Genomic DNA, 24,887 nt, shown 5'->3' with positions numbered 1-24,887 from the left:
GAGGATGTTGTATGACCTTGTCCCTGCCCCAACACTACCGCGAGATCCTCAAAAGCCTGGGCGAAGACCCGGAGCGCGAAGGGTTGCTCGACACGCCCAAGCGCGCCGCCAAGGCCATGCAGTACCTGTGTCATGGCTACGAGCAGAACCTGGAAACCATCGTCAACGGCGCGCTGTTCACCTCCGACAATGACGAGATGGTGATCCTCAAGGACATCGAGCTGTATTCGTTGTGCGAGCATCACCTGCTGCCCTTCATCGGCAAGGCTCATGTGGCCTACATTCCGACAGGCAAAGTGCTGGGCCTGTCGAAACTGGCGCGCATTGTCGACATGTACGCACGGCGCCTGCAGATCCAGGAAAACCTCACGCGGCAAATCGCCGACGCCATCCAGAGCGTCACCCAGGCGGCCGGTGTGGCGGTGGTGATCGAGGCGCAGCATATGTGCATGATGATGCGCGGCGTGGAAAAACAGAATTCAACCATGAACACCTCGGTGATGCTCGGCGCGTTCCGCGAGTCGAACACCACGCGCATGGAGTTCCTGCAACTGATTGGACGGAGCAAGTAGCAATGCCACAACTTCAACCAGGCATGGCGCGCATCCGGGTCAAGGACCTGTGCCTGCGCACATACATCGGCATCAACGAAGATGAGATCCTCAACAAGCAGGACGTGCTGATCAACCTGACCATCCTGTATGCCGCGCAGGAAGCCGTGCGTGACAACGATATCGATCACGCGCTGAACTACCGCACCATCACCAAGGCGATCATTGCCCACGTCGAAGGCAACCGCTTTGCCTTGCTGGAGCGCCTGACCCAGGAACTGCTGGACCTGGTGATGAGCAACGAGTCCGTGCTGTATGCCGAAGTCGAAGTGGACAAGCCCCATGCGCTGCGCTTTGCCGAGTCGGTGTCGATTACCCTGGCGGCCAGCCGCTAACCCCTGAACCTGCGTGAGCCCTATGAACGATCAACAACGCCTCGAACTCGAAGCCGCCGCCTTCCGCCGGTTGGTGGCGCACCTGGACAGCCGCAAGGATGTGCAGAACATCGACCTGATGAACCTCTCGGGCTTCTGCCGCAACTGCTTGTCCAAGTGGTACAAGGCCGAGGCCGACGAACGCCACATCGAGCTGAGCCTCGATGACGCCCGCGAAGTGGTGTACGGCATGCCGTACGCCGAATGGAAAGCCCACTATCAGAAAGAAGCCAGCGCCGACCAACAGGCGGCGTTTGCCAAAGGAAAACCCCATGACTGACTTGAACACCCTGCGCGCCAGCCTCAACAGCGGCGAACACGTTTTTGCCGACACCCTGGCGTTTGTCGCTGCCGGTTACGACTACCAGCCGCAAGCGTTCACCAACGGTCCTGTGGATAACGCGGCCGGGCAGAACGAAGGCTCGTGCAAGACCCTGGGCCTGGCGTTGCTGGAAGGTTTGAACGACCAGGAAGCGCTGCTGGCGTTTGGTGAGCATTATCGTTCGGTGGTGGCCACGCCGGAAGGCAGCGACCATGGCAACATTCGTGCGTTGATCGCGCACGGCCTGGCCGGTGTGAAGTTCACTGCACAGCCACTGACCCGCAAATTCTGAGTCAGACATAGATAAAAATGTGGGAGCGGGCTTGCTCGCGAAAGCGGTGGATCAGTCGACTTATTCGGTGACTGACACTCAGCATTCGCGAGCAAGCCCGCTCCCACATTTGAACTGCGGTGATCATCAAATCACGCGCATAAAAAAACCGGCCTCTCAGCCGGTTTTTTTATTTCAACGGGTTTAGAACGCAGCGTCCTTCAACCCATCGAGGTAACGCTCGGCATCCAGGGCTGCCATGCAACCGGCGCCGGCCGAGGTAATGGCTTGGCGGTACACGTGGTCAGCCACGTCACCGGCGGCGAAGATGCCCTCGATGTTGGTGGCAGTGGCGTTGCCTTCACGGCCGCCCTGCACCACCAGGTAGCCGTCTTTGGCTTCCAGCACGCCTTCGAACAGCGACGTGTTCGGGGTGTGGCCGATGGCGATGAACACGCCGTCGACTTTCAGTTCGTCGAAGCTGCCGTCGTTGTTTTTCAGGCGGGCACCGGTCACGCCCATATTGTCGCCCAGGACTTCGTCCAGGGTGGCATTGAGCTTGAGGATGATCTTGCCTTCAGCGACACGGGCGTGCAGCTTGTCGATCAGGATCTTCTCGGCACGGAAGGTCTCGCGACGGTGAACCAGGGTCACGGTGCTGGCGATGTTGGCCAGGTACAGTGCCTCTTCCACGGCGGTGTTGCCACCGCCGACTACGGCGACCGGTTTGTTACGGTAGAAGAAACCGTCGCAGGTTGCGCAAGCGGAAACGCCCTTGCCCATGAACGCTTCTTCCGATGGCAGGCCCAGGTAGCGAGCGCTGGCGCCGGTGGCGATGATCAGGGCGTCACAGGTGTAGACGCCGCTGTCGCCGGTCAGGCTGTAAGGCTTCTTGGAGAAGTCGACCTTGTTGATGTGGTCGAAGACGATCTCGGTTTCGAAGCGCTCGGCATGCTCTTTCATGCGCTCCATCAGCACCGGGCCGGTCAGGCCATGGACGTCGCCCGGCCAGTTGTCGACTTCGGTGGTGGTGGTCAACTGACCGCCCGCCTGCATGCCGGTGATCAGCAGCGGCTTGAGGTTGGCCCGGGCAGCGTAGACCGCAGCGCTGTAACCGGCAGGGCCGGAACCGAGAATAATCACTCGCGAATGACGGGTATCAGACATGACTCACTCCTATCGACCACCCGGGCAACAGGGCGGCTGGAATAAAAAAGGACCGCGAAGCACTTGGGGAAGGCTTGAACTCGCACGTCCTGAAAATAATGGGTGCAGCGTATAGAGGGGGGCAAGATTAAGGAAATACGGAATAACAATCCAGCTCATAGGTGGTCTCTATGCAGTCGACCCGGTTGATCGATGGGTTTGTTACTGCTGATGTCGTGACTTTCGCCTGTTCAGCAAAGCCGGTAAGGTCGGCGCGTTCGTCCCTTTGCTCGGAGTTCTCCATGCCCGCCCCTGCTCTTTCCGGCCCGCAATACCTGCGTGAAGGCCTCAAACTGGTGCTGAGCCCTGGCCTGCGCCTGTTTGTGCTGCTGCCGCTGGCGATCAACCTGGTGCTGTTCGTCGGCTTGATCTATTTCGCCGGCCACCAGTTCAGCCTGTGGGTCGACCATTTGATGCCGACGCTACCCAGTTGGCTGGGTTTTCTGAATTACCTCTTGTGGCCACTGTTTGTGGTGCTGGTGGTGTTGATGGTGTTTTTCACCTTCACCATGCTGGCCAACATCATCGCCGCGCCGTTCAACGGTTTTCTCTCGGAGAAGGTTGAGGTGGTGGTGCGCGGCACGGATGACTTCCCAGCCTTCAGCTGGGGCGAACTGATCGCCATGGTGCCGCGCACCCTGGCCCGCGAAATGCGCAAGCTGGGCTACTTCCTGCCACGGGCCATCGGCCTGTTTATCCTGTCGTTCATCCCGGTGGTCAACTTGGTCGCCGCACCGCTGTGGCTGTTGTTCGGCGTGTGGATGATGGCGATCCAGTACATCGACTACCCGGCCGACAACCACAAGCTGGGCTGGAACGAAATGCTCGCCTGGCTGCGCCAGAAGCGCTGGCAGAGCATGAGCTTCGGCGGGATTGTCTACCTGGTGCTGCTGGTGCCGGTGGTCAACCTGCTGATGATGCCGGCGGCAGTGGCCGGGGCCACGCTGTTCTGGGTGCGCGAACAAGGTGCCGAGGCGATGGCACAGCAGAAAAAAGTGACCCCGTCATAAATCCATCATCCCGATGACACAATGACGACATGGCCCACGGTGACACTGTGGGTCATGACGACAGCCTCGCTTCACATCACCCTTATTACCGAAACCTTCCCGCCAGAAATCAACGGGGTGGCCAATACCCTTGGCCGCCTGTGCGAGGGTTTGCGCGCGCGCGGCCATCAAGTCGAGCTGGTACGCCCACGCCAGGGCAGCGACCAGAGCCGCCCCAGCGACGACGAATTGCTGCTGTGTCGTGGCTGGCCATTGCCGGGTTACCCCGGCCTGCAATGGGGCCAGTCGTCGATGCACAAGTTGCTCAGGCGCTGGACGCGCCAGCGCCCGGATGTGCTGTATATCGCCACGGAAGGGCCACTGGGACTGTCTGCCCTGCGCGCAGCCAGGCGCTTGGGCATCAGCGTGGTCAGTGGCTTTCACACCAACTTCCAGCAGTACTCCAACCAATACGGCTTGAGTGTGTTGAGCCGGATGGTCACCCATTACTTGCGCTGGTTTCACAACCGCTCGACCTTGACCCTGGTGCCCAGCGCCAGCCAGCGCCTGGAACTGGAGCGCCGGCACTTCGAGCGCTTGGGCATGCTGTCACGCGGTGTGGACAGCCAGTTGTTCCACCCGGCCAAGCGCGACAGTGCGCTGCGTGAAAGCTGGGCCTTGAACGACGAGCAAACCGCTGTGCTGTATGTGGGGCGATTGGCGCAGGAAAAAAACCTGGGGCTGCTCAAGCGGTGCTTCGAGACGTTGCAAGACACCTACCCCATGCGCCAGATGAAACTGATCATCGTCGGCGATGGGCCGCAACGGGCCACCATGGAGAAGGAACTGCCCGAGGCGATTTTCTGCGGCACCTTGCGCGGTGAAGCACTCGCGCGGCATTACGCCTCGGGTGACGTGTTCCTGTTTCCCAGCCTGACGGAAACCTTCGGCAATGTGGTGCTGGAAGCCATGGCGTCGGGGTTGGGAGTGGTGGCCTACGATCAGGCCGCAGCGACCCAGCATATTCGCCATGGCTACAACGGTGTGCTGGCGATGCCCGGGGACGAAGGTGCGTTCTGCGATGCCGCCAACTGGCTGCTGGAAGACGCCGAAAGCCTGCGCCGCATGCGCCTCAATGCCCGGCAACATGCCAGCCGGCAAGGCTGGCCGGCAATTATCGAGCAGTTTGAGCGGCAGTTGCGCGGGGTGTGCGGCGAAAACTTTGCGCTACCTACGCAGCCTTTCGTGCAATGAAGCGTTAAGTCTTTCCCTATGTTTACATCAGGAACTCCGATAGCGCTGAGCGCCAATTATTGATACCTGCGATTCAAGCAGGCTCTTCAATTGACGGAGATACGAAAAATGTCAGCTTATGGAATGGGTGTACGTAATGGCGTCAACATGCCAAACGCCGAATGGGCGCGCCAGCAACAAGTCTTGGATAAATCTCGAGCTGAACCCCCTGTCTACGGCCAGCCTGGGCAAGTCGACCCGCATAAAATCGATCGCACTAGAGAGCTATACAAAGGGCCGCAATATTAACCGCTAAGGCGACAAGACTCCCTGTGCGAGCACAGGGAGTCGAGCCACTCACACCAGGGTCGTCAGCGCTTCACGGCTGAACGGCAGGATGTCACCCTCGCGACCTTCACGCACCTTCAGCGCCCAATCCGGGTCCACCAGCAGGGCACGGCCCACGGCGACCAGGTCGAACTCGTCGTTGTTCAAACGCTCCAGCAGCTTTTCCAGGCTGGCCGGTTGCGCGACCTTGTCGGTATTGACCATGAACTGCAGGAACTCGCCATCCAGGCCGACGCTGCCCACGGTGATGGTCGGCTTGCCGGTGAGCTGACGGGTCCAGCCGGCCAGGTTGAGGTCGGAACCTTCGAATTCGGGCTCCCAGAAACGGCGGGTGGAGCAGTGGAAAATATCCACACCTGCATCGGCCAACGGCTTGAGGAACTCACCCAGCGCTTGCGGGGTTTGCACCAGGCGTGCGGTGTAGTCCTGCTGCTTCCACTGGGAGAAACGGAAGATGATCGGGAAATCCGGACCGACAGCGGCGCGGGTGGCCTGGATCAGTTCGATGGCAAAGCGCGAGCGGTTGGCCAGGCTGCCGCCGTATTCGTCGGTGCGCTGGTTGCTGCCTTCCCAGAAGAACTGGTCCACCAGGTAACCGTGGGCACCGTGGATCTCCACGCCGTCCATGCCGATGCTCTGGGCATCCTTGGCGGCTTGGGCGAAGGCGTTGATCACGTCCTTGATGTCTTGCTGGGTCATGCCGTGGACGACCACGTTGCCGTCCTTGAGCTTTTCCATCGGACCGTAAGCCGGCACGCTGGCATCCGGCTCGGTACCGATACGGCGCACGCTGCCCACGTGCCACAGCTGCGGGACGATCTTGCCACCTTCGGCGTGCACGGCGTCGACCACTTTTTTCCAACCAGCCAAGGCGCCTTCGCCGTAGAAGTGCGGCACGTTCGGGTAGCCATTGGAAGCCGGGTGCCCCACCACCGTACCTTCGGTGATGATCAGGCCCACACCGGCTGCGGCGCGACGACGGTAGTACTCGATGACTTTGGAGTTGGGTACGCCACCCGGGGAGAACGAGCGGGTCATCGGCGCCATCACGACACGGGTCGACAGTTGCAATGCGCCGAGCTGGAAGGGTTTGAACAAGGCTTGCACAGGCATGGGAGCACTCCACGTCAGAGGGATTTATGATGTGGATAATATGGAGAGTGCAGCGTGTTGGATAGCACTATTGATTTGGGTGATTAAGGGGTAAAAGCGGCGCAATCCTGTAGGAGCCGGCTTGCCGGCTCCTACACAGGGATAGTGTCAGCTCAGGGCTTTTTCGATGGCCTGGACGATGGTGGGATCATCCGGTGCGGTACGGGGAGAGAAACGGGCAAGTACGCGCCCATCCTTGCCCAGCAGGAATTTTTCGAAGTTCCAGGTGATGTCCCCGGGGAATTCAGCGCCCTCACCCGCCAGCAAGCGGTACAGCTGATGACGGTCATGGCCATTGACGTCGAGCTTGCTGCCCAAGGGGAAGGTCACACCATAGTTCAGGCTGCAGAACTCGCGGATCTCCTCTTCGGTGCCTGGCTCCTGGCCGGCAAACTGGTTGCACGGCAGGCCAAGCACGGTAAACCCCTGGTCCTTGTATTGCTGGTAGAGGTTTTCCAAGGCCGCGTATTGCGGGGTCAAACCACATTTGGAGGCCACATTCACCACCAGCACAACGTGCCCCTTGAAGGGCGCCAATGGCAGCTCTTGTCCGTCCAAAGCTTTGAGTTTCAGGTCGTGGAAAGCACTCATGACGAACTCCAGATATCCCATGTTCTTCGCATTGCGGCGCTTCGAGATTACAACCCGCAAGCCTGCAATCATAGACGTCGATGACAAAACTCGCCTGCGGGTTACTGAGCGGTCGGCCAGGGCAGAATCGGTATGGCGGTCACCGCATTTTGCGGGCTGCCTTCGATCAAACGGTCGCTGTACACCAGGTAAACGAGGGTGTTGCGCTTCTTGTCGAGGAAGCGCACCACCTGCATGGTCTTGAACACAAGGGAGGTGCGCTCCTTGAACACTTCGTCGCCATCCTTGAGCTCGCCCTTGAAGCGGATCGGGCCCACCTGGCGGCAGGCAATCGAGGCTTCGGCGCGGTCTTCAGCCAGGCCCAGGCCGCCTTTGACGCCGCCAGTCTTGGCGCGCGACAGGTAACAGGTCACGCCGTCGACCTTGGGGTCATCGAAGGCTTCGACAACGATCCGGTCGTTGGGGCCGACGAATTTGAATACGGTCGACACCTGGCCGATTTCTTCGGCCGAGGCCAGCAGTGGCATGGCCAGCAGCAGGCCGAGCAATCCCTTTATCACGCGCATCGTGTATTCCTTTGGTTAGACCAGGATCAGGTTGTCGCGGTGGACCAACTCAGGTTCCGCCATGTAACCCAATAATCCGACAATCGCATCGGAAGATTGTCCAATGATTTTCTGCGCTTCCAAGGCGCTGTAGTTGGCCAGGCCACGGGCGATCTCACGGCCATCCGGCGCAACGCACACCACCATCTCACCACGGCGGAAGCTGCCCTGCACCAGCTTGACGCCCACCGGCAGCAAACTCTTGTTGCCCTGGGACAACGCCGACACCGCGCCATCATCCAGCACCAGGGTGCCACGGGTTTGCAGATGACCGGCCAGCCATTGTTTGCGCGCCGCCAGCATGCCGCGTTCCGGCGACAGCAGCGTACCGATGCGCTCGCCGGCCTTGAGACGGTCCAGCACACGCTCGATGCGCCCACCCACGATGATGGTGTGGGCACCAGAGCGCGCTGCCAGGCGTGCCGCACGCAGCTTGGTCTGCATGCCGCCACGGCCCAGGGCACCGCCGACGCTGCCGGCCACGGCGTCCAGGGCCGGGTCATCGGCGCGGGCTTCGAAGATCAACTGGGCATCGGGGTTGTTGCGCGGGTCGGCGTCAAACATGCCGTCGCGGTCGGTGAGGATCACCAGCAGATCGGCTTCCACCAGGTTGGCCACCAGGGCGGCCAGGGTGTCGTTGTCGCCAAAGCGGATTTCGTCGGTGACCACGGTATCGTTTTCGTTGATCACCGGGATGACTTTCAGCTCTACCAGCGCGCGCAGGGTGCTACGGGCGTTGAGGTAGCGCTTGCGGTCGGACAGGTCGTCGTGGGTCAGCAGGATCTGCGCCGTGTGGCGGCCGTGCTCGGCAAAGCTGGATTCCCAGGCTTGCACCAGGCCCATCTGGCCGATGGCGGCGGCGGCTTGCAGTTCGTGCATCGCGCTGGGTCGCGCGGTCCAGCCGAGGCGGCTCATCCCGGCGGCAACGGCCCCGGACGACACCAGCACCAGCTCCACACCGGCCTCATGCAAGGCCACCATCTGCTCGACCCAGACGCCCATGGCTGCGCGATCCAGACCTTTGCCATCCGCCGTCAGCAACGCACTTCCGATCTTTACGACCCAGCGCTGCGCACCTGTCACTTTGCTCCGCATCATCTTCAACCTTAGATTGAGGGCTGCGCGACCCAGCGCGGCCCATAACGTTAAACCCGGATACTAAAACGCCGCTCCAGGGAGCGGCGTTCAAGTTTACTGCAACGGATCAGTCGCGCACGTAAATGATTTCCGGACCGTCTTCATCATCCACGTCTTCTTCGTCCCAATCGTCGTCGCCGATGTCGTGGACCGACTTCACGCCACTGCGGCGCAAGGCACGCTGGTCGTCCAGGGCCTGCAGCTGGGCGCGGGCTTCGTCTTCGATGCGCTGGTCGAGTTCGGCCAGTTCGGCCTTGAACACCGGGTCGGCCGCCAGGCGGTCGGCGCGGTCTTCCAGGTAGCGCATGATGTCGCGGGTCAGGCGCTCGGTGCCTTCTTTGGCGATGGCCGAGATCACGTAGACCGGGCCTTCCCACTCCAGGCGGTCGACGATTTCCTTGACGCGCGCCTCGTGCTCTTCTTCGAGGATCTGGTCGCACTTGTTCAGCACCAGCCAACGATCACGCTCGGCCAGGGACGGGCTGAACTTGGTCAGTTCGCTGACGATCACTTCGGCGGCATCCGGTGCGCTGGTGTCATCCAGTGGCGCCATGTCCACGAGGTGCAGCAGCAGACGGGTACGGGACAAGTGCTTGAGGAAGCGAATCCCCAGGCCTGCGCCATCGGAAGCACCTTCGATCAGACCGGGAATGTCGGCGATCACGAAGCTTTTCCAGCGGTCAACGCTGACCACGCCCAGGTTAGGCACCAGGGTGGTGAACGGGTAGTCGGCAACTTTCGGCTTCGCGGCCGAGACCGAGCGGATGAAGGTACTTTTACCGGCGTTCGGCAGGCCCAACAGGCCCACGTCGGCCAATACTTTCATTTCCAGCTTCAGGTCACGCTGTTCGCCCGGCTTGCCTGGAGTGGTCTGGCGCGGCGCGCGGTTGGTACTGGACTTGAATCGGGTGTTGCCCAGACCGTGCCAGCCGCCCTGCACAACCATCAGCTTCTGGCCGGCCTTGGTCAGGTCGCCAATCACTTCCTGGGTGGCAGAGTCGATGATGGTGGTGCCGACCGGTACGCGCAGTACCAGGTCTTCGCCTTTTTTACCGGTGCAGTCGGTGCTGCCGCCGTTGGAGCCACGCTCGGCATCGAAGTGCCGGGTGTAACGGTAGTCGACCAGGGTGTTGAGGTTTTCGTCGGCCATCATGTAGATGGAACCGCCGTCACCGCCGTCACCGCCGTTGGGGCCACCGTTTTCGATGAATTTTTCGCGACGGAAACTCATGCAACCGTTACCGCCGTCGCCTGCTTTTACTCGGATGGAAACTTCATCAACGAACTTCATAACAAAACGCCTCTCGTCGCGTGGACGAGCTTAAGAAACCAAGACATAAGACTCTTGCAAAAATGAGCGTAGCGACCTCAAGCAACCGCCGCAAATGCGGCGGCTTGCGCCCATTACAAACAGCTTTGCAAGAGACTCACCCCACAAACGAAAAAGCCCCGTCGCAAGACAGGGCTTTTCCAGCGATCTCGCAATTAAGCTGCGACAACGCTCACGTAACGGCGATTGAACGCGCCTTTTACTTCAAACTTGATCACGCCTTCGATTTTCGCGAAGAGAGTGTGATCTTTACCCATGCCTACACCGTAACCGGCGTGGAATTGGGTGCCGCGCTGACGCACGATGATGTTGCCCGGAATGATTTTCTGGCCGCCATACATCTTCACGCCAAGGCGTTTGGCTTCTGAGTCGCGACCGTTACGGGTACTACCACCAGCTTTTTTGTGTGCCATGAGTCAATTCTCCTAGTGAGGAATTAGGCTGAAATTAAGCCTGAATACCGGTGATTTTGATCTCGGTGTACCACTGGCGGTGGCCCATACGCTTCATGTGGTGCTTACGACGACGGAACTTGATGATGCGGACTTTATCGTGACGACCTTGGGAGATCACTTCAGCCACAACGGTAGCGCCAGCAACAACTGGAGCGCCGATGTTCACGTCATCGCCATTGGCGACCAACAGAACGCGATCAAAAGTCACGGATTCGCCAGTAGCGACTTCCAGTTTTTCGATCTTCAGGTATTCACCTGGGGCGACTTTGTATTGCTTGCCACCAGTAACAATTACTGCGTACGACATGGTATTTCTCCGATAATCCTGCTCACCCAGCGCTTTATAAGAAGAGGTATTGGCTGGCATGGCTGCATGGGATGGACGTCCCGAATGCAATTGCGTAAGGCAGGTGCTGCCCAGGAAGTTCAGGGTGCGCGATTGTACGCAAGGTAAAGGGGTGTTGCAAGGGGCCGTCTATCGCGCCTTGACACCCGGGGGTCAGGGTCCTAGCATGCCGCGCAACCCTTCTGGAGCGACTGTCGCTGATGCAACCCCAAGCTTTCTACCGCGCGGTCGCGGACGATTTTAGCGCCGTCGACGGCATCATCAAGCAGCAGCTGACATCTAAAGTGCCGCTGGTCTCCAAAATCGGCGACTACATTACGTCGGCGGGCGGCAAACGCCTGCGTCCTTTATTAGTGTTGCTGTGCGGCAAGGCCCTGGGCCGTGAGGGCGATGACCTGCGCCTCCTGGCCGCCACCATTGAGTTCCTGCACACCGCTACCCTGCTGCATGACGACGTGGTCGACATGTCCGGCATGCGCCGTGGCCGCGAGACCGCCAACGCAATGTGGGGCAATGCCCCCAGCGTACTGGTGGGTGACTTCCTGTATTCGCGCTCCTTCGAAATGATGGTCGAGCTGGGCTCGATGCCAGTGATGAAGATTCTTTCACAGGCCACACGCATCATCGCCGAGGGCGAAGTGTTGCAGCTGTCGAAGGTCCGCGACGCCAGCACCACCGAAGAAACCTACATGGAAGTGATTCGCGGCAAGACCGCGATGCTCTTCGAAGCCTCGACCCACAGTGCCGCAGCGCTGTGTGGCGCGACCGCCGAACAGGCCGAAGCGCTGCGCACCTTTGGTGATCACCTGGGCGTGGCGTTCCAACTGGTGGACGACCTGCTCGACTACCGTGGCGACGCCGAAACCCTGGGCAAGAACGTGGGTGACGACCTGGCCGAAGGCAAGCCGACCCTGCCGTTGATCTACACCATGCGCGAAGGCACACCGGAACAGGCAGCCCTGGTGCGCAAGGCGATCCAGAAAGGCGGGATCGAAGACCTGGAGGCCATCCGTGCCGCCGTTGAAGCTTCGGGCTCGCTGGATTACACCGCTCAGCTGGCGCGTGACTTCGTCGCCCGTGCCATCCAGTGCCTGGAAGTGATTCCAGCCAGCGAATACCGGGACGCCTTGGTCGAGCTGAGTGAGTTTGCGGTAGCCCGCACTCACTGATCCGGCCCTATGTAGGAAAGGGCTTGTGTGGGAGCGGGCTTGCTCGCGAAAGCGGTGTATCAGTCGGTATATGTGCTGACTGAAATCCGCTTTCGCGAGCAAGCCCGCTCCCACATTTAGTTTGTATTGCCAGCTCAAGACTGCGTCCTCCCTCGCAATAAACCCTATATAATGTGCGCCCTTTAGCCATCCTGACTCTCAAGGAGCCTTAGTGAGCACGTTGCCACCCTGCCCGAAATGCAATTCCGAATACACCTACGAAGACGGCGCCCAGCTGATCTGCCCGGAATGCGCCCATGAGTGGTCCGCCAACGGCGAGACCGAAGCAGCCGGTGATGAAACCGTGAAGAAAGATGCTGTAGGCAATGTGCTGCAGGACGGCGATACCATCACCGTGATCAAGGACCTCAAGGTCAAGGGCACTTCCCTGGTGGTCAAGGTCGGCACCAAGGTCAAGAACATCCGCCTGTGCGACGGCGACCACGATATCGATTGCAAGATCGACGGTATCGGCCCGATGAAGCTCAAGTCCGAGTTCGTGCGCAAGGTCTGAACCTGCTGCTTCCATCCCGCGCCCGTCGCGGGATGGCGTTTCGCCCTCCCCGTTGATCCCGCGCAATATCCACACAGAAAAATCCAGAATCCGCCAATAGGCACTTGCTATTCCACGAATAAGAATTATTCTCATTGAAACCCATCAAGGAGAATGACTCATGACGTATTTGATCGATGCCTGGCTGGACCGCCCACACCCTTACCTGCGCATCCTGCATCGGGAAACCGGTGAAGTCTGTGCGGTGCTGGAAGAGGAAGCGCTGAATGAGCTGCAGGACCAGGGCGACCTGGACGTGAGTGGCCTGAGTTCCAGTGAGCCTGGGGTGTTGAAGGAGGTCGTGCGTAACCTGTTTCTGTTCTGCTATGCCCGAGCGTTGCGCCCGGCCACTGAGTTGAATGGCAAGTTCCATCCATGAAGCAAACTGTACAGTCTTTGGGAACGGGCTTTATGTGGGAGCGGGCTTGCTCGCGAAGCGGACAACACGGTGTATCAGACAGACCGCGTTGATGCATTCGCGAGCAAGCCCGCTCCCACACAAGCCCAACACCCGCAGTAATCAGCAGGTCTTACAGAACGTCGAGCAGCTCGACGTCGAACACCAGAACGCTGTGCGGCGGGATGCTGCCAACGCCTTGAGCGCCATAAGCCAGTTCGCTCGGCACGTACAGGCGCCATTTGCTGCCGGCATTCATCAGTTGCAGGGCTTCGGTCCAGCCAGCGATCACGCCACCGACCGGGAATTCTGCAGGCTGGCCGCGCTCGTAGGAGCTGTCAAACACAGTGCCGTCGATCAGGGTGCCGTGGTAGTGGGTACGCACTTGGTCTTCACGGGTTGGCTTGGCGCCAGTACCCGCGGTCAGCACTTCAAATTGCAGGCCAGAAGCCAGGGTGGTGATGCCATCACGCTTGGCATTTTCAGCCAGGAATGCCAGGCCAGCGCCAGCAGCCGCTTCAGCCTTGGCAGCCGCTTCGGCTTGCATGATTTCACGGATGACCTTGAAGCTTGCAGCCATTTGCTCCTGGTCAACACGGCTTGGCTTACCGGCGAACGCGTCGGTCAAGCCGGCCAGGATCGCGTCGATGCTCACGCCCGGTGGCGGGTTGTCGCGCAGTTGGTCGCCCAGTTGACGGCCAATACCGTAGCTGACGCGGGTTTCGTCGGTGGACAGATTAACTTCGGACATGAAGGTGCTCCGCTGTAGGACGGCACGAATGTCCGTGCCCTCCAGATCTAAAAGGGCCAGCAGACTAGCACACAACACCCAACCTTGATGAGCGTCCCGCTATAGCTATCTACAGCCGGACCCCCATCGCCACTCCCCATGCTGGTGGTTCCATTCATCACCCTGGGACCGTGCCGATGAGTACGCCGAATCACCGCCTCCCCCTGCAACAACTCCACAGTCACCTGCTGGAAATCGCCCCAACGCTGCGCCCCCATAGTCGGCGCCCCGTCACCTTGCCAGATGAGCGGCTGGCACTGGACACCCTCAACACGACCCTCAAGCGCATCAACCAAGCCTATATGACCCAGGCCAGCGCCCTTTACCAGGCGCTGGACCTGACCGACCCCGGCCAACTGGCCAAACTGAAAACCCGCCTGGACACCCAGCTGCAACACCTGGATGACACCAGCACCGTCAATGGCCAGAGCCGCAAGACCTACCTGACTGACACTGCCGGCATCAAGGCGCTGGAACAGGAAACCCGGCTCAATGTCAGCGATACCTTGCTGTCCCCCCTCGACCTGCAGATGCTGGAAGACTGCTCCCGGCCTCCGACGTTGCGCCCTGGTCTGTACGCCTTGACCTTTGATTACCAGGACCGACGCATCGAATTCGCCGGGGCGTTCGTGCTGACACGCCAGGCTACCCCGAGCGTTGACCGCTTGAGCGGCGATGCCGTCGTGGGCCCGGTGCTGCTCTTCACGCCCTCACGTGGGTTGGAAGCCTTCGCCACCTTGCAAGACCTTGACCAGGGCCTGCTGCATACCATGGCACTGCGCAGCGGCCACGCTGAATTCAGCCGTCACTTGCCGGTGCAGTATCAGCACCTGGATGTCACCGATATCTGGCCGCTGGCACTGCAACCGATCACCGATCAACCGCTGTTCGAACATGCTTATCAAGCCCTGCTCGACAAACGTAAAAAAGACATCCACCACGCCCTGAGCCTGGCCGAAAATGCTCAGTTGAACGCTACCCAACTCAAGCAGCACCTCGACGACGCCCTCCACGCCGCGCTGCCCGACCTCACGCCGCGCCTGGACTTTCGCGCCCAACGCCTGCTGGAGCGCGACCTGTTCAATGCCCTGCCCGACTGGTATCGCAGCGCCAACACGCGCGAGCGCGCGACCATCGACCAGCACCTGCAGCGCTACAATCAAGCCCGCCAGGCTTTCCTCGAACTGTTCGGCCCCGCCGCGACACCTCAAGCCCTGGCCCGCCATCAATGGGCCGAGCAACTGGCCGATGAGCTGGATATCCACGACCTGGACCCGGACCTGCTGCACATCACCACGCTTCGTACCGTGCCTCAGGTTGGCACCTACAACCAGCAACGGTCATTGGTGGAGCTGACCCTGCGCGGCCTGCACCCCGGCGACAGTACGCCCGGTTCGGCGTTCCTCGATCGCAGCACCTTGAGCTACGCCGGAGCGCCGCTTGGCGCCGCCCACGCGCACCTCAACCTGCCCACCTTGCTCACGCTGCTGCAAGACCTGCAACCGCGCCTGGACTTCGCCAGCACGCTGAAAACCGCACTGGCCGCTCCACAAGTCAAATTGGCGGCACGGAGGCTCTTCGATCAGCGCCTGGTGCTCATGGCCAACCTCGCCCGGCTGCAAGGCCATCTGGGCCCGGACGATTTCCAACGTTTCGAAGACTTGCAAAAACACACACGCCAATCGTTGCACGCCCAGACCGTGTTGCTCCACGGCGCACAACTCAAGGACCTGTGGCTGCTGCGCGAAGATGACGGCCAGGGCCAGGTCAAACGCCTCCTGCTGTGTACGCCCGACGCACCGAGCGCCCGGCAGTTCATCGCATTCAACACACTGCGCGAATGCCAGACCCATATCATCGGCTGGACGGACAGCAAGGCCCGCCTCAAGGGGCGCACCATGAGCGACTACCTGCTGGATCAGGTGCCGCAGCGTTTCAGGCCAAAGATGCGTGACTTTCTGCGCAGCATCAGCCTGCGCCCTGACGCCAACGAGCACCTGGAAGTGACTTTTGGCAAACCGTGCACCTATGCCGACTGCCTGGAAGCGATAGCCGCGCACCAGTTGACGATACAGTTGGATGACTACGAGTTCAGCTCACCGGCCTGGTACCGCACGGCCTCTGTCAATGATCGCAGCCGCCTGGCAAGCCTGGCCGACGATGCGGCCGGCGCACTGCGTGTCTATAACGCAAGGCCAGACGCTGAATCCAGCGTCCCTGCGTTCGAGCACTACCTGCATGACCAAGCCAGGCTCAGTCTCAACCGTCTGTTAGGTCGCCAGCAAAACGATATTGACCCGGATACAGTATTTGCCTATGCCCCCAAACCACTGGTGGGCGCTGCGGCGACGCCAGTGTCGTACACCACGCTGTATCGCGATGGGTATGAAGACGGCATCGGCTTTCTCAATGAAAAATTCCCAACCTCCGCGACCTTCCGCGGCCCGCCCGACGTAGACCTGAGCCCGTTGACAGCGCAGAACGTAGCACGCTCCGTCACGGGCGTCTGGATCGGCCAACGCTACACCGATGAAATCCGTCGACGCCTGCAAAACAGTGACAGCCCAGGCTATGACGAGCGACGCACTGCCGTGCTGGCCATCGTGCAACTGCAGATGAAAAGCGCGGCTCTGGAGTCCCGCCTGCAAGGGCATCTCACTCCAGCTGACCTGGCCTGGCTGGAGAAGGCCATTGAGGGTCTTTCCGACAGCGGCAACACCGAGCGCAACATCTACAGGGTGCACCGACTGTCCATTGATGGAGACTGGGTGATCGGCAACTACCTGTTCAGCCACGGCGACAACCCGATACTGCTTTACACCCCTGATGCGCCGGACGGCATCCGTTGGCGCGAGGCCAGGCTGTTCAACTACGTGCTCAAAAAAGTTGAGGGGATGCCCGCTTACTGGGGCGCGCGGGTACCGTTGCCGTCAATGGCACGGGTTGCACAGTTCCTGAAAACCGCTCGTGAAGGGTTGCCGGTCGAGATCGACCGCACCACCCCGAGCCCTGCCCGGTATGACAGCATCCAGCACATCACACCGCTGACCGATCTGCGCCATGAGTTCTACAACATGAGCCTGCAACGCAAGATCGATGACGTGCACGCGACAACAGTCAATCGGCTCCAGATGATCACTGGCATTCTGTGGACCTGCGTCGAGTGGCTGACCGCGGTCGCCACCATGCCGTTCCCACTGCTCAGTCTGACCCTGGGCGGCCTACTGGCCTTCAAGGACGCCATGCTCGCCCTCAACGCCTACCACCAGAACGACACGGACAGCGCCCTGCAGCACTATCTCGGCTACCTGGCCAATGTGGGTGGGGCGCTGTTGTTCGACGCGCGTCCGGCATTGAAGGGCGCCTTCAAGTCACTGCGTCCGACGATTCGCACGAGCACACAAGCTGCCGACAACGCAGTGCTCAGCCAGGTAGACATGCTCAAACCCGAGGGCATGCAGCCGGTGCTGTTCGACGGAAACTCACTGTGGGCGTCACACACCCCGGATGCATTGGGTCGCTACTTGCTGTATCGCCATGACCCGCAGAGCGGCCAGTTGCTGTCCACCTCACGGTTGGTCAACCGCAATGCCGACGGCCAATGGGTGCGTTCCGGTGTGGTCGGTGGCGGGCGCAAGAAATACGAAAAGCTGTTGGCCGACGAGAGCAGCCCACTGGAGGCATTCGACGTCGCGCCCGAGCAAGCCAAGACCTTCCGCGCGATGCTCGACCCGGAGTTCAAGGCCCGCCTGGAGGGGATGGGGGCCGAATATGGCGGTGCCGCACAAGGTAATGCCTTCAACCAAGCGGCCCCCTTGCGCACGGCATATGCCAAGCAGATCGAACGGCTGAACCAGCGTGCCGACGCCTTCTTCCCGGCGCTCCCCGCTGCGGCGCCCAAGTCCCCCTTGCCCGTGTTCGCGGTCGATACCGCACCTGTGGATATCCTCAAGTCGCTGTTCAATCGCCACAAACGCCTGATCATCGGCGCCCTCGACAGCTCCATCGCCAGCAAGCAACTGTTGATCGAACAATTGCCTGCGCTGGCCGAACAGGGGCTCACGCGCGTCTACATCGAAAACCTGCCCCGCGACCTGTTCCATCGCAAGCTGAAGGTCCTCAACAACCAGCTCGGCGGCAACAAGGCCCAGGCGCTGGCCCAGATCGAGCGGCATCTGATGCAAGTCGATCAAGCCCTGGGGCTCACGGCCGATGCCCCGTTCACTTATCGAAAATTGCTGCTGGAAACCCAACGCTTGAATATTGCCATCGATGGCATCGACGGGTCCGCCTCGTACCATATGGAGCACGTACTGGCTCTTGGGGAGGGTCCGCGCTTCATTCCCCGCAGCAGCAAGCTGCGCAATGCCTACTCCCACTCCGTGATTGAACAAAACCTGAAAAACAACCCCGGCGAAGGCTGGTTGGCGCTGGTGGACTCCAACCGCCTGGGCACTCATGAACAGGTCGCGGGCCTGGCAGATCTACAAAACACTCCGGCCCTGCGGGTTGAAGACGCCGCACCCGGCCAACGCATCGGCGTATGGCCCGACACCGCCACCCGCGCGCAGTCTCGCGGTGACTTCATCCTGACCCTGCCAACCATCCACGCCACGTTGCGCAGACCCAGTACGTCGGGCACACCGGCGGGCGCTGCCAGCCATTACGCCGCGTTCGACCTGCCCTCGGACATTCGCAGCGATATCAACCTGATCAGGCAGACCCATCGCGGCCTCGACACTCGCTACTCAATTGCCACCCCCCGACATGCTGCCGCGCAATCCACCTTCAGCCAAACCCGGCAGCGGCTTTCGGACAACGCCAAGATTTTTTTCAACGAGCTCACATTGCCCCCGCGCAGTTTGCCGGCGAACCTGGCCACGACCAGCAGTGAAACCGTGTTCATCGAGCGGCTGTACCAACAAAAACTCGGGCTGGTCATTGGCGAAGCCCACAGCGCCCGCGCCAGCAAGCGGCTGCTGATCGACAACTTCAAGCTCCTGAAAAAACAGGGCGTCAAGACGCTATACATGGAGCATCTGCTCACCGACCTGCACCAGGCCGCGCTGGAGACTTACCAGCGCACGCTGAAAATGCCGCCCATTCTGGAGCATTACCTGCTGAGTCTGGACGCCGGTCACATGCCGCAATACAGAGGCCCGGACACCTTCACTCAAGTCGTCAAGGCAGCCAACAAGCACGGGATTCGCATACGCGCACTGGACTGCACCGCCAGCTATCACGTCAAAGGCCTCGGTGGGGATACCCCCCGCGCCCGGCTGTTCAGCTACTTTGCCAACCAGGTGATCAGCGCAGACCAACAGGCCCTGGGTCCGCATAAGTGGGTAGCGTTCATGGGCAGTACGCACACGGACATGCATGTCGGCGTACCCGGTATCGCGCAGTTGCAGGATGCCGTCAGCCTGCATGTGCGTGATACCGCGCCGTCATTGGCCAAACCGTTGCACAGCGCTGGCTGGCAGAGGGTTGACGACCACTACGGCGTGGCCTTGCGCAGCGACTACCGCGTTGAAGTGGGCATTGCAGGGCGGCCGCTGCCCCCCGTCGAACCGCTGCCGGACCGCAGCAAGCTAACGGCGCCCGGACAGTTCTTCATCGAGCGCCCCACTGACGGCGAGGCCAACCTGGTGCACTTCTCGCGCAGCAATGAAATTCTCACCACGCCGATTCAAATCGACGACAAGGGCCAGTACTTCGTCGAACGCTGGGAGTCCTTCAGCCCCCTGCGCTTCTACTACTTGTCTCAATTGGTCGAGGCGCTCAAAACCCCTCCCCCAAGAGGCATGGGGTTAACACAAGTGGCCGGATAAGCCACCAGCACCCTGCCCGTTCATCGGGCAGAGTGCCTGTTTCACCCCACCAGCCGAAAAAGCCATTTCAGATTCATGTATCGCCGCCGATACCCATCTACTTACTTTGGCTGGCTCAAACAACAACACCGTCCAGCAGACAAACATCAACTTGCGGAGCATTCGATGAACAGCTGGTTCGGCAACATCAGCGTCAACCTCAAACTGGGCCTGGGCTTCGGCCTGGTATTGGTCCTCACCTCGATCCTGGCCTTGACCGGCTGGACCAGCCTGGGCGGCCTGATCGATCGCAGTAACTGGATGAGCGACATCACCCAGCTCAACGCCTCGTTGACCAAGCTGCGCATCGTGCGCTTGCAGTACATGCTGGCCAACGGTGATGAGGCCGTGGCGCAGAACGTGCAGACCAACCTCGACGCCTTCGCCGCCCAGCAACAGAAACTGCTGGACAGCTTCAAGAGCCCGGAAAACCTCAAGCTGCTCAACGAGCAGAAGAGCATCATCACCGCTTACCAGCAGTCTTTGAACAAGATGCGCGAGGCCTATCGCAACGGCAGCGCCGCGCGCCAGGTCATGGGCGACAAGGCTGACATCGCCAACGCCCAGATCAACGCCCTGGAAACCAACGTGCAGCAGATGCCCGACAGTGCAGAGCGCTTCACGCAATACCAGGCCGTGACAGATGCCAAGGAAGACTTCCAACTGGCGCGCTATGAAGTGCGCGGCTACACCAACAACGTCAACGCCGAGACCGAAGCCAGCGCCGCCGCACAAATCGAAAAAGCCATCGGCGGCTTGAAGAAGCTGAGCGCCGCGTTCGGCAGCAGCCAGCAAGCCGCATTGGCTTCGCTGGAAACGGCACTGGGCGCCTATCGCAGCGCCGTGCAGAGCTACAAGGCCGCCAACGCCAACATCGTGACCGCTCGTGCCGAGATGACCACCCAGGGCACTGACATCGTCTCGATCAGCGAAAAGCTCTACGACATCCAGCTGGATCGCCGCGACGCAGAAAGCGCCCAGGCCCGCAGCCTGCAATTGATCAGCACCCTGCTGGCCCTGCTGGTCGGCATCATTGCCGCACTGGTCATCACCCGCCAGATCACCCGCCCACTGCAAGACACCCTGGCCGTGGTTGAACGCATCGCCTCGGGCGACTTGAGCCACAACATCCAGGTCACCCGCCGCGACGAACTGGGCGTGCTGCAACAAGGCATCCAGCGCATGGGCACCACGTTGCGTGAACTGATCAGCGGTATCCGCGATGGCGTGATGCAGATCTCCAGCGCCGCCGAAGAGCTGTCGGCCGTGACCGAACAGACCAGTGCAGGCGTGAACAGCCAGAAGATCGAGACCGATCAAGTGGCCACTGCCATGCACGAGATGACCGCTACCGTGCAGGAAGTGGCGCGCAATGCCGAGCAAGCCTCCCAGGCCGCCTCCGACGCCGACGGCCAGGCCCGTGAAGGCGACAAGGTGGTGGCCGAAGCCATTGCCCAGATCGAGCGCCTGGCCGCCGAAGTGGCGCGCTCCACCGATGCCATGACGCACCTGCAGCAAGAGAGCAACAAGATCGGCAGCGTGATGGACGTGATCAAGGCCGTGGCCGAACAGACCAACCTGCTCGCCCTCAATGCGGCGATCGAAGCGGCACGTGCCGGTGAAGCCGGTCGTGGGTTTGCCGTGGTGGCGGATGAAGTGCGCGGACTGGCCCAGCGCACGCAGAAATCCACCGAAGAAATCGAAGGCCTGGTGGCCGGTTTGCAGAACGGTACGCAGCAAGTGGCCAACGTGATGAACAACAGCCGCAGCCTCACTGACAGCAGCGTCGAACTGACGCGCAAGGCCGGCGTGTCACTGGAAAACATCACCCGTACGGTGTCGAACATCCAGTCGATGAACCAGCAGATCGCAGCCGCCGCCGAGCAGCAGAGCGCCGTGGCGGAAGAGATCAGCCGCAGTATCGTGAATGTGCGTGATGTGTCTGAGCAGACCGCAACGGCGAGTGACGAGACGGCTAAATCGAGTGTGGAGCTGGCGCGCTTGGGCAGCCAGTTGCAGCAGATGGTCAGTCATTTCCGGGTTTAAGCGTAATCAATGTGGCGAGGGAGCTTGCTCCCTCGCCACAGGTGCAAACTCAGACATACTCGGCCCTCCGTGAGTTGGGCCTTACCTCCAGCGCACTTACCGGAACACGTGAGCCCTCGGACGCAGGTCGATGCGTCCTTTGAGAGCGCAGCCCCAGCCACTAACTGGGTTTTTTATTGCCTGCGATTTCCCCTCAGCCCTCGCCTTCCTCGACAAACACCAGCCGATTCCCAAACGGGTCTTTGATGCTCATCTCACGCGAGCCCCAGGGCGTGTCTTCAACCCCTGGCTTGGCATACCGGTAGTCCTTGCCCACCAACTGCTGCTGATAGGCGTCCACCCCTTGCGCCTGGATCCGCACCGCCGCGCCCGGCGACGCATCGCCATGGTGCTCGGACAAATGCAGCACGCAGTCGCCCAGCGATACTTGTAAATACAGCGGAAAATTCGCTTCGAAGCGATGCTGCCAATCCACCTTGAACCCCAGGAAATCGACGTAAAACTCCAGCGCCTTGGCCTCGTCGAAAATCCGCAAAATGGGGGTGACTTTTCCTAAGTGCATGCATCCGCCTCCGTGTCTGAAAACCACAACTATAGGGGGTTCCATTGTTGAATGGCAGATCGAAATCGCAGGCAGCTCCCACAGTGGATCGCATTCATCCAGCCCCACCCCGATCCACTGTGGGAGCTGGCTTGCCTGCGATGAAGGCCAAACCGATCTACCGCCCCGCCACAAACCCACCCCGCAAATCCCCACTGCGCGCCAGGAACCGCCCCGGCCTTTCGCCGTTCGCATGCCCTTCGCTGTAGCTCAACACGCCGTTGACCCACACCCCATCAATCCCTTCCGCTGCCTGCTGCGGCGCCTTGAAATCCGCCACATCGCGCACGCGCAACGGGTCGAACAGCACCAGGTCAGCCCAGTGCCCTTCGCGGATTTCGCCGCGTTCGGACAACCCGAATCGCGCGGCCGACAGCCCGGTCATCTTGTGCACGGCGGTATGCAACGGGAACAAGCCGACATCCCGACTGAAATGCCCCAGCACCCGCGGAAACGCCCCCCACAAACGCGGATGCGGGAACGGGTCTTCCGGCAGCCCGTCCGACCCGACCATCGATAAGGGATGCGCCAAAATACGCCGCACATCCGCCTCATCCATCCCGTAGTACACCGCCCCGGCAGGTTGTAGCCGGCGCGCGGCATCCATCAGCGAAACATCCCACTCGGCCGCAATATCCTGCAAATCACGCCCGCCCATCTCCGGGTGTGGCGTCGACCAGGTGATGGTGATGCGGAACGCATCGGTGACCTGCTTGAGGTCCAGCGTCGAAGAGCTCGCCGCATAGGGGTAGCAATCGCAGCCTACCGGGTGGGTTTTCGCCGCCTCTTCCAAGGACGCCAGCAGCTGCGGACTACGTCCCCAGTTACCCGCACCGGCGCACTTGAGGTGGGAAATGATCACCGGCACCCTGGCATGCCGGCCAATCAGGAAGGCCTCGTCCATCGCCTCCAGCACCGGTTCGAACTCACTGCGCAAATGGGTGGTGTACACCGCGCCAAACGCGGTCAGTTCCTCACTCAATTGCAGCACTTCATCGGTCTCGGCGTTGAACGCGCTGGCGTAGGCCAGGCCTGTGGATAAACCGAGGGCGCCGGCTTCGAGGCTTTCTTGCAGTTGCACACGCATGGCCGAAATTTCATCCGGCGTGGCGGTGCGATGCAGGTCATCCATATGGTTGCTGCGCAAGGCCGTATGGCCGATCAGCGCAGCGACGTTGACCGCTGGGTGGGCGCTTTCCACTGCAGCACGGTAATCGGAAAACCGTGGGTAAGTGAACGCCGCGCGCGTGCCCAACAGGTTCATCGGGTCCGGAGGGTCACCGCGCAAACTGACCGGCGATGCACTGATGCCGCAATTGCCGACAATCACCGTCGTAACCCCTTGGCTGAGCTTGGGCAGCATCTGCGGTTGGCGGATCACCACCGTGTCATCGTGGGTGTGCACGTCGATAAAGCCCGGCGCCAACACGCGCCCCGTCGCATCCACTTCATGGGTGGCCGTCGCCTCGGATAAGTCGCCGATGGTCTCGATGCGCCCTTCGCGCAGCCCGACGTCAGCAACATAGCCGGGCGTGTTGCTGCCATCGATGATCAACGCCTGGCGAATCAGCGTGTCGTACGTCATGTCAGTCTCCAAGCGGCAGGCTGTCGGGGCCGCCGCGATAATCGTCCAGCGCCAGCTTGATCCGGCGCAGGCGTTCCTGGTTGTCGTCCGGCATGGCCAGCGCCAGCTCGGTGGCGAGCAGGTCGATGGCCAACAGCAGTCCGTAGCGCGCCGCCGTGGGTTTGTAGATAAAACTGGTTTCAGCCGGTTGCAGCGGCAGCACCACGTCGGCCAGTTCGGCCAGCGGGGAACCGGCAAGGGTGATGGCGATGATGCGCGCATCGTAGTTGCGCGCCAGCCTGACCACGTCCAGCAACTCCGGCGTTAGGCCGGTGAGCGAGCACACAATCAGCGCGTGCTCAGGGCCCAACGTCGCAGCGGTGACTCGCATCATCACCGGGTCATGGCTGGCGGCAATCGGATAACCCAGACGCACCAGGCGGACCTGCAGCTCATCGCTGCACAGGCTCGACGGGCCGCCCATGCCAAACGCATGGATCATCCGCGCCTTGCCCAACAGGCTCACCGCATCGGCAAAACTCGCCTGGTTGAAACCCGACAAATGCTGGCGCAAGGTCGCCTCGATATCCCCCAGGATCTGCCGATGAAAGGCCGACTGTTCCGGCAACCCCGACGGGTCCAGGAAACGGCTGCCCACGCCACTGGCCTGGGCCAGTTGCAGGCGCAAATCGCGCAGATCCCGACAGCCCACACTGCGCGCGAACCGCGACAGCGTCGCCGTGCTGACCTCGGCCCGTTGGGACAACGCTTCCAGACTGGCGGACGCGGCAAACCCCACGTCTTCGAGCATCAACCTGGCGATACGCCCTTCACCGGCGCTGAAAGAATCCTGGCGGGCGCGGATCTGGTAGAGGATGTCCATGGGGT

General features: G+C 60.9%; 23 protein-coding genes and 1 pseudogene. 12 read left to right on the top strand and 12 right to left on the bottom strand.

All coding sequences use genetic code 11. The features are described 5' to 3' along the window. Window positions 1–11: 11 nt before the first annotated feature. Genes folE through ACVWVP_RS17235 form a run of 4 tightly spaced genes read left to right on the top strand, consistent with a single transcriptional unit; the run spans window position 12 to window position 1,599 of the window. Window positions 12–572 (top strand): GTP cyclohydrolase I FolE, encoded by a 561-nt coding sequence (folE, locus tag ACVWVP_RS17250; RefSeq protein ID WP_176996954.1) that lies wholly within the window; start codon window positions 12–14, stop codon window positions 570–572. A 2-nt stretch (window positions 573–574) separates the two neighbouring features. Then, window positions 575–946, top strand: coding sequence for a dihydroneopterin triphosphate 2'-epimerase (gene folX / locus ACVWVP_RS17245; protein ID WP_003176029.1), 372 nt, complete (start codon window positions 575–577; stop codon window positions 944–946). Between the two features lie 22 nt (window positions 947–968). Next, a complete protein-coding gene (locus ACVWVP_RS17240; protein WP_178923633.1) occupies window positions 969–1,265 on the top strand; it encodes a DUF1244 domain-containing protein in 297 nt (98 codons plus the stop codon). Further along, the gene (locus ACVWVP_RS17235; RefSeq protein ID WP_178923631.1) at window positions 1,258–1,599 is read left to right on the top strand and encodes a HopJ type III effector protein; all 342 of its coding nucleotides are present in this window, start codon (window positions 1,258–1,260) and stop codon (window positions 1,597–1,599) included. The genes ACVWVP_RS17240 and ACVWVP_RS17235 overlap by 8 nt, the downstream gene beginning before the upstream one ends. A gap of 183 nt (window positions 1,600–1,782) precedes the next feature. Here the strand turns inward: ACVWVP_RS17235 and trxB are convergent, their stop codons facing one another. Beyond that, window positions 1,783–2,745, bottom strand: coding sequence for a thioredoxin-disulfide reductase (trxB, locus tag ACVWVP_RS17230; RefSeq protein ID WP_025858049.1), 963 nt, complete (start codon window positions 2,743–2,745; stop codon window positions 1,783–1,785). A 281-nt stretch (window positions 2,746–3,026) separates the two neighbouring features. Here trxB and cysZ point away from each other — a divergent pair, with 281 nt between their 5' ends. Next, the gene (cysZ, locus tag ACVWVP_RS17225) at window positions 3,027–3,794 is read left to right on the top strand and encodes a sulfate transporter CysZ (protein ID WP_178923629.1); all 768 of its coding nucleotides are present in this window, start codon (window positions 3,027–3,029) and stop codon (window positions 3,792–3,794) included. A gap of 54 nt (window positions 3,795–3,848) precedes the next feature. Next, complete coding sequence (locus ACVWVP_RS17220; protein WP_178923627.1) at window positions 3,849–5,027, top strand: glycosyltransferase family 4 protein; 1,179 nt, start codon at window positions 3,849–3,851, stop codon at window positions 5,025–5,027. Between the two features lie 336 nt (window positions 5,028–5,363). Here ACVWVP_RS17220 and ACVWVP_RS17215 read toward each other — a convergent pair whose 3' ends face one another. The 7 genes from ACVWVP_RS17215 to rplU all read right to left on the bottom strand — a co-directional run bounded on the left by ACVWVP_RS17215 (window position 5,364) and on the right by rplU (window position 10,931). Next, complete coding sequence (locus ACVWVP_RS17215) at window positions 5,364–6,467, bottom strand: NADH:flavin oxidoreductase (protein WP_457407336.1); 1,104 nt, start codon at window positions 6,465–6,467, stop codon at window positions 5,364–5,366. A 147-nt stretch (window positions 6,468–6,614) separates the two neighbouring features. After that, a complete protein-coding gene (locus ACVWVP_RS17210) occupies window positions 6,615–7,097 on the bottom strand; it encodes a glutathione peroxidase (protein ID WP_178923623.1) in 483 nt (160 codons plus the stop codon). Between the two features lie 101 nt (window positions 7,098–7,198). Next, complete coding sequence (locus ACVWVP_RS17205; protein ID WP_058425718.1) at window positions 7,199–7,663, bottom strand: CreA family protein; 465 nt, start codon at window positions 7,661–7,663, stop codon at window positions 7,199–7,201. Between the two features lie 15 nt (window positions 7,664–7,678). After that, window positions 7,679–8,797: a glutamate 5-kinase gene (proB, locus tag ACVWVP_RS17200; RefSeq protein WP_178923621.1), complete on the bottom strand. Its 1,119-nt coding sequence runs from the start codon at window positions 8,795–8,797 to the stop codon at window positions 7,679–7,681. Window positions 8,798–8,906: 109 nt separating this feature from the next. Further along, complete coding sequence (gene cgtA, locus ACVWVP_RS17195; protein ID WP_176996947.1) at window positions 8,907–10,130, bottom strand: Obg family GTPase CgtA; 1,224 nt, start codon at window positions 10,128–10,130, stop codon at window positions 8,907–8,909. A gap of 194 nt (window positions 10,131–10,324) precedes the next feature. Beyond that, window positions 10,325–10,582 (bottom strand): 50S ribosomal protein L27, encoded by a 258-nt coding sequence (rpmA, locus tag ACVWVP_RS17190; protein ID WP_003176049.1) that lies wholly within the window; start codon window positions 10,580–10,582, stop codon window positions 10,325–10,327. 34 nt (window positions 10,583–10,616) lie between these two features. Continuing rightward, the gene (gene rplU, locus ACVWVP_RS17185) at window positions 10,617–10,931 is read right to left on the bottom strand and encodes a 50S ribosomal protein L21 (protein WP_007950961.1); all 315 of its coding nucleotides are present in this window, start codon (window positions 10,929–10,931) and stop codon (window positions 10,617–10,619) included. 239 nt (window positions 10,932–11,170) lie between these two features. On the opposite strand from rplU, the gene ACVWVP_RS17180 reads away from it, so the two are divergent. The 3 genes from ACVWVP_RS17180 to ACVWVP_RS17170 all read left to right on the top strand — a co-directional run bounded on the left by ACVWVP_RS17180 (window position 11,171) and on the right by ACVWVP_RS17170 (window position 13,110). Beyond that, complete coding sequence (locus tag ACVWVP_RS17180) at window positions 11,171–12,139, top strand: polyprenyl synthetase family protein (RefSeq protein WP_176996946.1); 969 nt, start codon at window positions 11,171–11,173, stop codon at window positions 12,137–12,139. Between the two features lie 211 nt (window positions 12,140–12,350). Next, window positions 12,351–12,692 (top strand): zinc ribbon domain-containing protein YjdM, encoded by a 342-nt coding sequence (locus tag ACVWVP_RS17175; protein WP_178923619.1) that lies wholly within the window; start codon window positions 12,351–12,353, stop codon window positions 12,690–12,692. A 160-nt stretch (window positions 12,693–12,852) separates the two neighbouring features. Continuing rightward, a complete protein-coding gene (locus ACVWVP_RS17170) occupies window positions 12,853–13,110 on the top strand; it encodes a PA4570 family protein (RefSeq protein WP_064454108.1) in 258 nt (85 codons plus the stop codon). Between the two features lie 151 nt (window positions 13,111–13,261). Here the strand turns inward: ACVWVP_RS17170 and ACVWVP_RS17165 are convergent, their stop codons facing one another. Beyond that, the gene (locus ACVWVP_RS17165) at window positions 13,262–13,879 is read right to left on the bottom strand and encodes an FKBP-type peptidyl-prolyl cis-trans isomerase (protein WP_106578202.1); all 618 of its coding nucleotides are present in this window, start codon (window positions 13,877–13,879) and stop codon (window positions 13,262–13,264) included. A 176-nt stretch (window positions 13,880–14,055) separates the two neighbouring features. Here ACVWVP_RS17165 and ACVWVP_RS17160 point away from each other — a divergent pair, with 176 nt between their 5' ends. The 3 genes and pseudogenes from ACVWVP_RS17160 to ACVWVP_RS17150 all read left to right on the top strand — a co-directional run bounded on the left by ACVWVP_RS17160 (window position 14,056) and on the right by ACVWVP_RS17150 (window position 21,834). After that, a complete protein-coding gene (locus ACVWVP_RS17160) occupies window positions 14,056–19,749 on the top strand; it encodes a membrane-targeted effector domain-containing toxin (RefSeq protein ID WP_457407330.1) in 5,694 nt (1,897 codons plus the stop codon). Window positions 19,750–19,824: 75 nt separating this feature from the next. Further along, window positions 19,825–20,979, top strand: a pseudogene (locus ACVWVP_RS17155) (methyl-accepting chemotaxis protein); the annotation flags it as partial. Next, on the top strand, window positions 20,971–21,834 hold the full coding sequence (locus tag ACVWVP_RS17150) for a methyl-accepting chemotaxis protein (protein ID WP_371319360.1): 864 nt from the start codon (window positions 20,971–20,973) through the stop codon (window positions 21,832–21,834). The pseudogene ACVWVP_RS17155 and the gene ACVWVP_RS17150, both read left to right, overlap by 9 nt. Window positions 21,835–22,027: 193 nt before the next feature. Here the strand turns inward: ACVWVP_RS17150 and ACVWVP_RS17145 are convergent, their stop codons facing one another. The 3 genes from ACVWVP_RS17145 to ACVWVP_RS17135 form a co-directional block, all read right to left on the bottom strand. After that, on the bottom strand, window positions 22,028–22,396 hold the full coding sequence (locus tag ACVWVP_RS17145) for a glyoxalase superfamily protein (RefSeq protein ID WP_178923613.1): 369 nt from the start codon (window positions 22,394–22,396) through the stop codon (window positions 22,028–22,030). Between the two features lie 157 nt (window positions 22,397–22,553). Then, window positions 22,554–24,020, bottom strand: coding sequence for an N-acyl-D-amino-acid deacylase family protein (locus ACVWVP_RS17140; protein WP_457407328.1), 1,467 nt, complete (start codon window positions 24,018–24,020; stop codon window positions 22,554–22,556). A 1-nt stretch (window position 24,021) separates the two neighbouring features. After that, window positions 24,022–24,882 carry a MurR/RpiR family transcriptional regulator gene (locus ACVWVP_RS17135; protein WP_259174758.1) on the bottom strand — a complete coding sequence of 287 codons (861 nt, stop codon included), beginning with the start codon at window positions 24,880–24,882 and terminating at the stop codon, window positions 24,022–24,024. Window positions 24,883–24,887: the final 5 nt, after the last annotated feature.

Source organism: Pseudomonas sp. TE24901 (assembly GCF_054058375.1).
The sequence above is the reverse complement of the archived record's forward strand: the minus strand, read 5'-3'. Positions and strand labels throughout refer to the sequence as shown.

Bases quoted from the DNA above. Each gene is read 5' to 3' on its own strand.
- folE (WP_176996954.1), top strand. From the start codon at position 12: ATGACCTTGTCCCTGCCCCAACACTACCGCGAGATCCTCAAAAGCCTG.
- folX (WP_003176029.1), top strand. From the start codon at position 575: ATGCCACAACTTCAACCAGGCATGGCGCGCATCCGGGTCAAGGACCTG.
- ACVWVP_RS17240 (WP_178923633.1), top strand. From the start codon at position 969: ATGAACGATCAACAACGCCTCGAACTCGAAGCCGCCGCCTTCCGCCGG.
- ACVWVP_RS17235 (WP_178923631.1), top strand. From the start codon at position 1,258: ATGACTGACTTGAACACCCTGCGCGCCAGCCTCAACAGCGGCGAACAC.
- trxB (WP_025858049.1), bottom strand. From the start codon at position 2,745: ATGTCTGATACCCGTCATTCGCGAGTGATTATTCTCGGTTCCGGCCCT.
- cysZ (WP_178923629.1), top strand. From the start codon at position 3,027: ATGCCCGCCCCTGCTCTTTCCGGCCCGCAATACCTGCGTGAAGGCCTC.
- ACVWVP_RS17220 (WP_178923627.1), top strand. From the start codon at position 3,849: ATGACGACAGCCTCGCTTCACATCACCCTTATTACCGAAACCTTCCCG.
- ACVWVP_RS17215 (WP_457407336.1), bottom strand. From the start codon at position 6,467: ATGCCTGTGCAAGCCTTGTTCAAACCCTTCCAGCTCGGCGCATTGCAA.
- ACVWVP_RS17210 (WP_178923623.1), bottom strand. From the start codon at position 7,097: ATGAGTGCTTTCCACGACCTGAAACTCAAAGCTTTGGACGGACAAGAG.
- ACVWVP_RS17205 (WP_058425718.1), bottom strand. From the start codon at position 7,663: ATGCGCGTGATAAAGGGATTGCTCGGCCTGCTGCTGGCCATGCCACTG.
- proB (WP_178923621.1), bottom strand. From the start codon at position 8,797: ATGCGGAGCAAAGTGACAGGTGCGCAGCGCTGGGTCGTAAAGATCGGA.
- cgtA (WP_176996947.1), bottom strand. From the start codon at position 10,130: ATGAAGTTCGTTGATGAAGTTTCCATCCGAGTAAAAGCAGGCGACGGC.
- rpmA (WP_003176049.1), bottom strand. From the start codon at position 10,582: ATGGCACACAAAAAAGCTGGTGGTAGTACCCGTAACGGTCGCGACTCA.
- rplU (WP_007950961.1), bottom strand. From the start codon at position 10,931: ATGTCGTACGCAGTAATTGTTACTGGTGGCAAGCAATACAAAGTCGCC.
- ACVWVP_RS17180 (WP_176996946.1), top strand. From the start codon at position 11,171: ATGCAACCCCAAGCTTTCTACCGCGCGGTCGCGGACGATTTTAGCGCC.
- ACVWVP_RS17170 (WP_064454108.1), top strand. From the start codon at position 12,853: ATGACGTATTTGATCGATGCCTGGCTGGACCGCCCACACCCTTACCTG.
- ACVWVP_RS17165 (WP_106578202.1), bottom strand. From the start codon at position 13,879: ATGTCCGAAGTTAATCTGTCCACCGACGAAACCCGCGTCAGCTACGGT.
- ACVWVP_RS17160 (WP_457407330.1), top strand. From the start codon at position 14,056: ATGAGTACGCCGAATCACCGCCTCCCCCTGCAACAACTCCACAGTCAC.
- ACVWVP_RS17150 (WP_371319360.1), top strand. From the start codon at position 20,971: ATGGGCACCACGTTGCGTGAACTGATCAGCGGTATCCGCGATGGCGTG.
- ACVWVP_RS17145 (WP_178923613.1), bottom strand. From the start codon at position 22,396: ATGCACTTAGGAAAAGTCACCCCCATTTTGCGGATTTTCGACGAGGCC.
- ACVWVP_RS17140 (WP_457407328.1), bottom strand. From the start codon at position 24,020: ATGACGTACGACACGCTGATTCGCCAGGCGTTGATCATCGATGGCAGC.
- ACVWVP_RS17135 (WP_259174758.1), bottom strand. From the start codon at position 24,882: ATGGACATCCTCTACCAGATCCGCGCCCGCCAGGATTCTTTCAGCGCC.